This window comes from Flavobacterium sp. ALD4 (assembly GCF_002836475.1).
Classification (GTDB): Bacteria; Bacteroidota; Bacteroidia; order Flavobacteriales; family Flavobacteriaceae; genus Flavobacterium.
Window position 1 is genome coordinate 23381 of sequence record NZ_PJBJ01000026.1, and the last position, 11271, is coordinate 34651.

7 protein-coding genes and 2 pseudogenes are annotated in these 11271 nt (G+C 38.0%); all 9 read right to left on the reverse strand.

All coding sequences use genetic code 11. The annotated features are described in order from the left end of the window. Window positions 1-4 precede the first annotated feature (4 nt). The 9 genes and pseudogenes from CXF59_RS06030 to ppsA all read right to left on the reverse strand — a co-directional run bounded on the left by CXF59_RS06030 (window position 5) and on the right by ppsA (window position 10807). Window positions 5-1090, reverse strand: a complete 1086-nt coding sequence (locus CXF59_RS06030; protein WP_101136945.1) for a site-2 protease family protein — start codon at window positions 1088-1090, stop codon at window positions 5-7. Between the two features lie 224 nt (window positions 1091-1314). After that, a complete protein-coding gene (locus CXF59_RS06035; RefSeq protein ID WP_101136946.1) occupies window positions 1315-1713 on the reverse strand; it encodes a DUF2784 domain-containing protein in 399 nt (132 codons plus the stop codon). A gap of 163 nt (window positions 1714-1876) precedes the next feature. Continuing rightward, window positions 1877-3347, reverse strand: a pseudogene (locus CXF59_RS15270) (cation-translocating P-type ATPase). Window positions 3348-3352: 5 nt separating this feature from the next. Continuing rightward, window positions 3353-4477 (reverse strand): annotated as a pseudogene (locus CXF59_RS15275) (HAD-IC family P-type ATPase). Window positions 4478-4687: 210 nt separating this feature from the next. Beyond that, on the reverse strand, window positions 4688-5677 hold the full coding sequence (locus CXF59_RS06045) for a 2-hydroxyacid dehydrogenase (protein WP_101136981.1): 990 nt from the start codon (window positions 5675-5677) through the stop codon (window positions 4688-4690). Window positions 5678-5766: 89 nt separating this feature from the next. Next, window positions 5767-6027 (reverse strand): zinc ribbon domain-containing protein, encoded by a 261-nt coding sequence (locus CXF59_RS06050; RefSeq protein ID WP_101136947.1) that lies wholly within the window; start codon window positions 6025-6027, stop codon window positions 5767-5769. 135 nt (window positions 6028-6162) lie between these two features. Beyond that, window positions 6163-7590: an AMP-binding protein gene (locus CXF59_RS06055; RefSeq protein WP_101136948.1), complete on the reverse strand. Its 1428-nt coding sequence runs from the start codon at window positions 7588-7590 to the stop codon at window positions 6163-6165. A gap of 27 nt (window positions 7591-7617) precedes the next feature. Then, the gene (locus CXF59_RS06060) at window positions 7618-8373 is read right to left on the reverse strand and encodes an SDR family oxidoreductase (protein ID WP_101136982.1); all 756 of its coding nucleotides are present in this window, start codon (window positions 8371-8373) and stop codon (window positions 7618-7620) included. Window positions 8374-8392: 19 nt separating this feature from the next. Then, window positions 8393-10807: a phosphoenolpyruvate synthase gene (ppsA, locus tag CXF59_RS06065; protein ID WP_101136949.1), complete on the reverse strand. Its 2415-nt coding sequence runs from the start codon at window positions 10805-10807 to the stop codon at window positions 8393-8395. Between the last annotated feature and the right edge of the window lie 464 nt (window positions 10808-11271).

Below are 11271 nucleotides of genomic sequence, written 5' to 3' on the forward strand. Positions count from 1 at the left end.
AGGCTTATTTTGATTTGACTTCTTTTATTAAAAGAAACTCCAAAAGATTTTCAGTGTCAAGAACCCCAATAAGCAGCCCATTTTCCGTGACTAGCATTAGGTTGGATTTATTGGCAGAAACTAATTCAAAGTTGTCTTCCAGTAGGGTTTCGACATCTAAATAGATCAAGTTTTTGTTCATTGCAAGTCGTACAGCTGTATCCTCGCCTTTTTCGGAAAGGGCTGCTATAATTTGATCTCGGTTCAGAGTGCCAACGGGTTCATTGTTTTCTGTTATCATAAATATCTTAGACTGACTGTCCAGCAGCAGTGTAATAGCCGTTTTGATAGGCTCGTTAGCATCGATACTATGATATTGTTTCATAAGTACATCCCGCACTTTAAATCCTTTGAGAATGAATTTGGACGCGGCATGTTGCGTTTCCATTTGGGCAGATACAATAACAAACAACCCTATGAAAATTAGAAAGGGATTAGAATAAAAGCCTATAAGAATAAATCCTATTGCTATAAATTGACCAATTCTTGCCGCAATTTTGGTCGCGACATGTCTTTTAAATTGAAAGGATAATAGTGCCCTAAGGACTCGACCTCCATCCATGGGGAAGGCTGGAATCAAATTAAAGACTGCCAATACGATATTCACAATGAAGAAATGAAGAAAAAAATTACTGGCATTTACACCGCTTGATACTTGCGCAGCAAGCGCCTCCGCATTTTCTGGAAGCGTTATAAAAAAACCAGTTATTATTGCCAAAAAAATATTGACAAGCGGCCCAGCAAAAGCAACTATTAGTTCTTCTACCGGTTTTTCAGGCAGTCTTTCTAATCGGGCTAAACCACCAATGGGCAGCAATGTAATATCTCTTGTTTGTATTCCATAGTTTTTTGCAGCGAGCGCATGTCCTAATTCATGCATAACAACCGTGACAAAAATGCATAAAACGAAAACTACTGACCAAAGGATTTGAATAGCGTTATAACCTGTACGATAGTTAATGAAAACAATAAATGCAATAAGTAATGAAAATGTCCAATGAATAAACAGGCCAATACCTGCTACTTTTCCGAGTTTGAATGTTCCTTTCATTTTTCTGAATTTTATTGTGAATGACCTGTAATTATATAAAAAAAAATATTTAAATAATTAAAAATCAATAATTTGTGATAGATAAAGACTTACGTAAAGCTACCTCAATTTACACCAAAAAATTAACATATTTGGATTTGTTGACAAAAAATAGTTAGGCAGTGATGGATTCGTTTATAACAAAATGCAATTCGTAAAAACAAGATTAGGATAGATTTAACCGACTATTGATTTTTTAATTTTTGGTTCAAAATTCTTTTCTTCACTGCAAAATATATACTGATAAAATAAGCTGTAAAAAAGATAATTACTGTTGCGAAATCAATTCGCTTTTCCGGAAAGTGAATTCCTGTTATTTTTAGAATTAGAAAATGGACATAAGAATTACTGTCATAAGTATAGCCTAGAAGTTCACGTACTCTCCAGTGCCAGTCTGTAAAGGGACAATAGCCAAAGCCATACCAAATTCCAAGAATGAGCCACGAAAAAGCAGTAAGGGATAAAGTAATCAAATTATAAAATCGCCATCTCGGTATTATCCAACCAAACACATTGAATAGTATGAGCCCGATATGAAACATAATGAAAAAATAATCGATAATATGAAGAATAATTTTATCCATAATAAGGTGTATCCAACAGAATTATGAGTTGGTATCAAAAGTTAATTATCGTTGTCGGTTCGAGCGCACTGGAGAATATAACTAGCAGAATAGAAATGTATCCCTACTGCAGTCTGGGGCGATGTGGCAATATTATTGACCTTGGCTATTTGAGACCGTTTCGCTATTTTTTTCTGCGTAATGCCCAGTTCCCGATTTTTACCGCCCAAAAAACGATACTTGATGCCAGCAGGGTTAATATTAATTCATACAAAGATAGCGGTTGGGTTTTGAAAACCACATTAAAGAAAGGAACATAGATGATCATCAGTTGTAGAAAAACAGTCAAAAGCAGCGCGCCTACAAGAGGTTTATTTGAAGAAAATCCAATTTTAAAAAGAGATTCCCGTCCAGACCGAATTGCCATAACATGGCCCATCTGGCTAAAAAAGAGGACGGTAAAAGTAATTGTTTGCCAGTGTGGAATGTTGGCGTGAATAGCCCAGTATTGAACGCACAGAGTGACTAAACCCATCAGTAAACCAACTCTTAGTATGTGCAGTGCCATCTTTCCCGCAAAAATATTTTGCATTGGATCCCTTGGTGGCCGGTTCAGAAGCTAACGCCAATCCGTGTAATCCGTCTGTTACAAGATTAATCCACAAAATGTGAATGGCCAGCAATGGAAAAGGTAAACCAAAAAAAGGAGCAAGGAAAATGGCACAGATTTCTCCGAAATTCCCTGTCAGGATGTACTTTATAAATTTTAAAATATTATCAAATATCACTCGACCATCCTTTACGGCAATCAAAATGGTAGAAAAATTATCATCAAGTAGAATCATGTCCACCGCTTCTTTAGAATTGGCTGTACCATTGATTCCCATAGCAATCCCGATGTTAGCGCTTTTAAGGGCGGGAGCATCATTTACACCATCGCCGGTCATCGCTACAAACTGTTCTTTTGCTTGCAGTGCTTTTATAATTTGTAATTTTTGCTGTGGGCTCACACGAGCATAAATGCGAACATGTTCCACTATATTTGAAAACTCTTTTTCTGATAATGCTGCCAGTTTGGTGCCGCTCAATATAAGGTCTTCCTCCGAGGTGATTATGCCCAACTGCTTTGCAATGGCTTTTGCCGTGAGTTTTTGGTCACCGGTAATCATGACAGGGATTATTCCGGCTTGTATGCATGCTGAAACTGCTTCTTTTGCTTCGCTCCTTGGCGGATCAATCATTCCTGCAAACCCGATAAAGGTTAATGATGATTCTATCTCCTCTCCATTTAAAATTTCCGGTAAAGTTCGTATTTCTTTTATGGCATAGCCAATAACCCGATACCCTTCGTATGCTACCTCGTTTGCTTTTCGCTCAAACTCAGAAACCAGTGGTTTTTGATCTATAACTATTTTACCTAACAGTACGTCGACAGCCCCTTTGGTAATAACCAATATGCCTTTTTCTGTTTGATGTATTGTCGTCATACATTTTCTTGACGAATCGAATGTAAATTCGGCTACTCTTGGAAATTTTTTTTCTAGTTCCTTTTTTTTATTATTTTTAGTTAAGACATATTTTATCAATGCGATCTCTATTGAATCGCCATGCCAGGTTCCGTTTTCTTTTTCGGAGGCATCACTGTTTAACACCATTGCAGTTAGCAGGGCATTATTTTGATTAAAATGAGTTTTAGTTCTATATGAGGAGTCAGATAAACCTCTTTTACGGTCATTTTATTGTCGGTCAGCGTTCCTGTTTTATCAGTGCAGATATAAGCAACCGAGCCAAGTGTTTCCACCGCTGGAAGTTTTCTTACAAGTGCATTACTTTTTGCTAATCGTTTAGCACCAAAGGCAAGCGCAATTGTAACAGGTGCAGGCAAGGCTTCCGGAATGGCGGCCACAGCAAGCGAGATAGACGTTAACAGCATGCTTAAAATAGCTTCGCCATTGAGCCACCCTATCATAAAAATTAAGGTACAAATTATCAGGATGACAATGGACAATCATTTACCGAATGCAGCTAGTCGTATTTGTAATGGAGTTGATGAATCTTGTGATTGAATCATCTGTGCGATGTGACCAAGTTCTATATCCATGGCGATTGCAGTGACGTAAGCGCGTCCGTGTCCTTTTGTGATAAAAGTGCCTTTGAAGCCTAAATTACTGCGGTCTCCAAGGGAATACTCGCCATCGGGGAGTTTCTTTGACGTTTTATCAATAGTATTTGATTCGCCCGTAAGCGTTGATTCATCTACTTTTCATTGATGGGTTTCAATAAAGCGAACATCAGCGGGGATTCTGTTTCCGGCTTCGAGCAAAACTTCATCACCGGGAACCAGCTTAGCAGTTGCTAGTGCGATCGTCTTTACTGCCCGAACTACCCTTGTTTCATCAGGAATTATATCTTTAAGCACTTCCATCGCTTTTTCGGCTCGGTATTCTTGCACAAAACCGATCACAGCGTTGACAATAATTATGATAAGAATAATAACGGTATCTGTTATTCCTCCCAGAAATCGGGAGACAATAGCCACAACAATCAAAATGAGAATCATAAAATTGGACAATTGATGAAGAATCATCCGCAAAAGAGTGTTCTTTTTTTTGTATTCAATCTTGTTTTCGCCGTACTGGGATTGCCGTTGATTAGCAGTTTTTTCATCAATGCCTGAGGGGGATGTGTCCAACTTTTCGGATACTTCAGAAAGAGAAGTAAATGCCAATTCATGTTCATCTGAATTTATTTTAATTAATCGTCCTTTCTGTTTTTTAAATTTCAATTAAGGTAGTCATTAATTGAACTCATAGGGGCTATTATTTAAAAGTATTTGCTTTCAAAACCCTATGACTGATTTAAGATTTTAAAAGTAAATATTAATCGAATGACGAATTTTTGTCAGGTAAAAAAATCAATAGTATACTTCAAGGACTTGTGTGCTAACTAAATAACATAGGTGCTTTGAGGTCTGTGCATTAGTATACGAAATAAATCAATTAAGTTCGTTTTCAGAGGTGCCATTGTATGTCCATGCATTAAAATTCGCAATAGTGGTGCGCGCAATTCCCTCTAATGCTTCGTTGGTTAAAAAGCCTTGGTGTCCGGTAATTAAAACATTAGGGAAGGAGCGAAGTATAGTGTATAAATGATCCCCCATTTTTTTAGTAATGTGGTTGGTAAAGAAGATTTTTTTTTCTTTTTCATAAACATCTAACCCGACTGCTCCGATATGTCCAACTTTGAGCGCATCTATTAAATCTTCGGTGTTCACTACAGTTCCTCTTGCAGTATTAATAAATATGACTCCTTTTTTCATCAGGTTAAAGGACTTTTTGTTGAACATGTATTTTGTTTCGGGATTAAGCGGGCAATGAACTGAAATCACATCTGAGCTTTTACAAACCTCTTCCAATGTGGTGTAGGTTATATCTATTTTTTGGGTTAATTCCGTATTTTCTTCTGGATCACAGGCTAAAATTTGGCAACCAAAACCATGCATGATTTTTGCAAAAGCGCCGCCTATTTTCCCGGTTCCAATAATTCCCACTTTTTTTCCGTGCAAGTCAAAACCGACCAAATGATCCAAACGGTAGTCGCCCATTTGCATGAGTTTTTGACCTAGAATAATCTTTCGATTTAATGCCAATAATAAGGTTACTGCATGCTCCGCTACAGAGTAGGGTGAGTATGCGGGTACGTTTGCCACTTTGATTCCCAGAGCTCTTGCTTTTTTTAAATCGACATTATCAGATCCTACAGAGCGTAAGGCAATATATCTGACACCACATAAATATAGTTTTTCCAGTACGATATCAGAGGCATTATCAGTGGTGAAAATGGAAATACTTTCAAAGCCTTCCGCAAGTTTCACCGTGTCTTCATTTAAAGGTTGATTCGTATATTCGAATTCCAATTTGCCGTGTGTAGCATTTTCGATAAATGGTTTGTCAAATGCGTATATGCTGTACATTAAAATTTTCATGATTTTTTTGTTTAGTTCCAAAGAAGGAATGGTTGCTTTTCTGAAGTTTCCTGTTTTATTTTGCGGATAAATTATGTGAGTAAAACAGCTTAAATTGTTTTCCAACGGTTTAAAGTGGGTAGAATGTTTACGGCATCTTGAATCAGACGTTCTGAAAGTTGCAATTTTTTCATTTGGGTTTCTACCGTTTCCTTCATGTTATTAAAGGTCATATGTGGTTCGACGAAAGCCCCTGCATCATAACAAAATTTGCAATACTCATCCGTTTTTAAACCATTTGTTCTTGTTCCTTTCAATTGCTCGGTGTCAAGTGGTATTCCACAACTTTGACATAATGTTGGTAGTATCATATTTTTTGTTTTAAAGAATTAGAGTATATTGTTTAATCTCTTTAGATTTAGTTCGTCGATGGGTAACTTCTGTTTTTATTACAGATTAAAAAACGATTTATAAAAATGGTTGAATATGTGCCTATTACTTCATTACTATCTGGAGTTCCCCCGAGGTAGTTTTATGCGATCATCGGCGCGACCGATAAACCAAAAATAGCCGTCGGCATCTTTTTTTGCCAGATCACCACTGAGGTACCAGTCGCCGATAAAGCATTTTTGATATCGATCGTCCTCCTGCAGATAGGCACGAAATAAGGAAGGGAAGCCTTTTTTCAAAACTAATTGACCTTGCACGTCCGGTTCTGTTATTATTTTCAGCCGCTTACCATTGACCTCTGCAATGGCAATGTCTATTCCAGGCAAAGGTTTTCCAATAGAACCGGGTTTTACTTTCATCGAAGGATAGTTGGCAATCATAATACCTTCCGTCTCCGTTTGCCACCAATTTTCAAGGATAGGGAACCCAAATTTTTTTTCACCCCAGATTACAGCTTCTGCATGAAGCGGTTCACCTACGCTCAGTATCGATCTGAGATTTTCGAGATCGTATGCTTCTTTGGGCTTTATGTCCTCCATATTCATTAAGCGCTTGATTGCCGAGGGCGCAGTATACCAAGTAGTTACTTTTTGCTCTTTGAGTATAGAATAACATCTTGTTACATCAAACTCTGCTTCATCGATAATACTAGTAACTCCAGAGACTAGTGGGGCAATAATTCCATAGGAAGTACTAGTTATTCCATCCGGATCTGCAGTACACCAAAACCGATCTCCTTCATGAAAATCAAGTACGTATTTACCTGTTATGTAATAGGTAAAAACCGCATGATGCACATGTAAAACCCCTTTTGGCATTCCTGTAGTTCCACTGGTAAAATGGAGTAAAGCAGCATCTTCAGGATTTGTTTCTGGAATTTTAAAATCAATTGAGGCCTGCTCCATAAGTGTCGAAAAGGATAGTATTTTATCTGACAGATGTTCGGCTGCATCGGTAAGAATGATATAGCGAAGTGAGGGAAGTCGCTCCACCAATCGTTTTACTTTCTTCTCATATACCTTTGAAGTGGTAACCAATATAGTCACATCACCTTTCCTTATTTTTTGATAAATAGGCTCAGGGCCAAATACAGAAAATAAAGGACAAAAAACAGCGGTATATTTAAGCGTTCCTAGAGCGGTAACATACAATTCAGGAACTCTTCCCGTTAGCGAGAAAACGCGTTCCCCTTTTTTGATTTTTAGTTTTTTAAGGACATTAGCAAATTTGTCACTTTGTGTTTTCAAATCGGAATAGGTAAAGTCCTCGATACTTCGGTCTTTTCGAATAAAACGAAGTGCAACCGTATTTTTAAGATGGTTTTGAGCATGTCTGTCGACAGCCTCATAGGCAATGTTTAATCCTTTGCCATCGGGAAGTCCACTTAATTCCCGAGCACAATATTTCCAAGAGAAAGTAGCTTTTACTTTGTCGTAATCCGAAAGATTATGTTGGATGGTTTGACTATGATTGATTGAATACATAATAGTTAAATTAGATAAGTAAATTATTTATTGTGCCACAAAACCACCATCTACGGCCATGGCATGTCCGGTTACAAAAGAGGCTTCGTCTGAGCACATCCATACTACGGCATTGGCGATTTCCTCTGGCTGTCCCATGCGACCAACCGGTTCTAATGCCGTAAATTGTTCTATGGCTTCTTTCTTTTTTCCCGTAAGGCGATCCATCATAGGGGTTTGTATAACTCCTGGACAAACGGCATTCACTCGGATTCCCTGTTCGGCATATTCCAATGCAGCTGTTTTCGTTAATCCGATTAGGCCATGCTTGGAGGCGACATATGCAGGCAGTCCTTTAAAACCGACAAGTCCAGCGACCGAAGAGCAGTTGACGATGGTACCTTTGCCTTGTTTGAGCATTTCAGGAATTTCATATTGCATGCAGAGCCAGGTCCCTTTCAGGTTTATGGCAATGGTTTTATCCCAATTTTCCTCTGTGCAATCAGCCGTGGGAGCAGAGTCCCCTTCAATACCTGCATTGTTAAAGGCATAATCCAATCGCCCAAAAGCAGCTATGGTTCTTTCGACCATAGCTTTCACATCGGCACTTTTCGAGACATCGCATTTAATAAAAATAGCTTCCGCATCCAAGTCTGCTATACTCTCCATAGTTTCGGGGCTTTCATTCCAATCTACAATAACAATTTTTACTCCTTTTTTGGCGAAAGCTAATGCAGTGGCTCTTCCTATTCCTGAAGATCCTCCAGTAATAATCGCTACTTTATTTTTGAATGCTGTTTCCATAATTTCATTTTTTAGTTGTTTATAACCGTACCGTATTTTTTTTTTCGGTTGCCAAAATATTTTCAATTCCTTTGATAAGGGCATCGGGATTAAATGAAATGCTGTCTATTCCTTCCTCTACTAAAAACTGTGCGAATTCCGGAATGTCACTAGGTGCCTGACCGCACAATCCCACTTTTATTTTATTTCTTTTGGCTGCATGGATCGTTTTCCTGATTAAATTTTTTACCGCGGGGTTCTGTTCGCTAAACAAATAACTTATTAATGCAGAATCGCGGTCTAGACCCAGGGTGAGTTGTGTTAAATCATTGGAACCGATAGAAAACCCGTCAAAAAGAGACGCAAATTCATCAGCCAATATGACGTTACTGGGGATTTCTATCATGACGTACACCTCAAGACCGTTTTCACCTTGTACTAATTTGTTGCTAGCCATCTCAGTAAGTACTTTTTCTCCTTCTTCCAAGGTTCTGCAGAAAGGAATCATCAGTTTTACGTTGAGAAAACCCATCTCATTTCTCACTTTTTTCATCGCTTCACATTCCAGGGCAAACCCTTTTCTATAAAAATCGCTGTAGTAACGGGAAGCACCCCGGAAACCAATCATCGGGTTCTCCTCGTGGGGTTCAAAGTATTTTCCGCCTATGAGATTAGCGTATTCATTGCTTTTAAAATCGCTCATTCTCACAATCACATCTTTGGGATAGAAAGCCGCTGCAACTATCGAAACTGCCTCAGCCAGTTTGTCAATAAAATATTTTTTGCTATCGGTATATCCTTTCGTTAATTCCGATATTTGGTCTATTACCGTTTGGTCAGTTACTTTTTCTGGTTCACAAAGTGCCAACGGATGAATCTTAATGCTATTTGAAATAGCAAACTCCATTCGCATCAAACCGACCCCTTTATTTGGGTAGTTGCTCAGTTCAAAAGCTCTATCAGGATCTGCGAGAATGAACATTGGGTCGGTGTCCGGCATGGATAATTGGCTGAAGTCCTGTTCTGTTACTTCCCATTTTAACTCGCCTTCATATATGTTACCGTCCTTCCCCTCAGCACAGGATACCGTAATTTGTTGTCCGTTTTTTATCAGTTTAGTGGCATCACCGCAGCCGACCACGGCAACGACGCCGAGTTCTCTAGCTACAATCGCGGCATGACTGGTGCGTCCTCCTTTATTAGTAATAATGGCAGCTGCCTTTTTCATGATTGGATCCCAATCTGGATTAGTCAAATCGGTAACGAGAATTTCCCCCTCTAATAATTGATTTCCTTCCTGCGGACTATTGAGTATGCGCGCTTTTCCGTTAGCTATTTTATCTCCCAATGCGATTCCCTTTGTTATAAGGGTCCCTTTTTCTTTGAGTTTGTAAATCTCCCGGACTTGTATTTTATCTTTCCCATGAACTGTTTCAGGGCGTGCCTGAACAACGTAGAGCTGATTGTTTACCCCGTCTTTTGCCCATTCAATATCCATAGGCTTTTTATAATGTTTTTCAATTTTGTAACACCATTGTGAAAGTTGGATAACTTCTTTGTCATTTAATGAAAATTGATTTTGTTTTTCGACTGATGTGGGGTTATTTATTACGGTATTTTCAGAGGAGGTTTCTTCGCTGTTTTCGGCATAAATCATCGTAAATTCTTTTCTGCCGCAATGCCTTTTCAGAATGGGATTCAGTTTTGCATTTTCTAAAGTGGGCTTAAAGACCATCCACTCATCCGGTGTTATGGTGCCCTTGACAATATTCTCGCCAAGACCCCAACTGCCGTTGATGATAATCGTATTTTGAAAACCGGTATCGGGATCGATAGTAAAGGCAACACCCGAAGCTGCTTTATCGCTTCGTACCATCTGTTGTACGCCAACAGAGATAGCAATATCTAAGTTCGTAAAACCCATATCATGGCGGTACTTTATGGCACGATCCGTGAACAAGGAAACGTAACAACGGAGGACAGCATTAAGTAATTGATCAGCGCCAGTGATATTAAGGAAAGACTCCATCTGTCCGGCAAAACTTGCTGACGGCAAATCTTCTGCCGTGGCACTGCTTCGAACGGCTACACCAAGGTTCTTTGTTTCACTTTGTTTGCTTAGCGATTGGTAAGAAGTAATTATTTCAGCACGTATTTCGTCAGGAATAGTTGCCGATAGAATTAATGCTCTTGCTTTTTCGCCAATTTCAGTTAGGTTGGAATACTCCTCTGTGTCTAATAGATTCAGGATATCATCCAATGATTTTTCCAAATTGTTTTTTTGTCGAAACAGACGGTATCCTGCTGCAGTAATTGCAAATCCATTAGGAATATTGACGCCAATAGGCTTCAATTGATTGTATAGTTCACCAAGAGATGCATTTTTACCCCCAACTTGATCTATCATATCAATACCAATTTGGTTGAAAAATAATATGTATTTAGATTTTTCCATTTTTAATATATTAAAGTTTAAGTGATGATTAAATTAGGTAATAGAAAAATATTTGGAGCATGCTTTTGTTGTTCGAAATCAAAAAATGATTTTTAAACACTACGTTAGAATTATAAGTATGATTTGGTAATTAAAGGAATAGCGTTGTAGGTACGCTCCTCATAACTAATTTAGTCTACTACTAATTTAATCAAAAAAAAATATTTTTGATACAAAAAGTATATTTATTTCAAAATTATTTAAGTTTAATCAACTAATTAGCAGTAGTTTGTATGTTTTTTTTGTATTTCTTCCTTTTGTACTTGCAGCGGAATTAGGTATGATTTCGTTTCTTAAATTCAATTACTCATAGTGTTTTTCATTTAAGAAGCAGTTAAATGAAATACCTCGGTAGGTAGTATGACGAAGTATCATAATTAATAGGTAAAAACGGCTTTAGTTCAATTATTATTTTATTTTTGTAT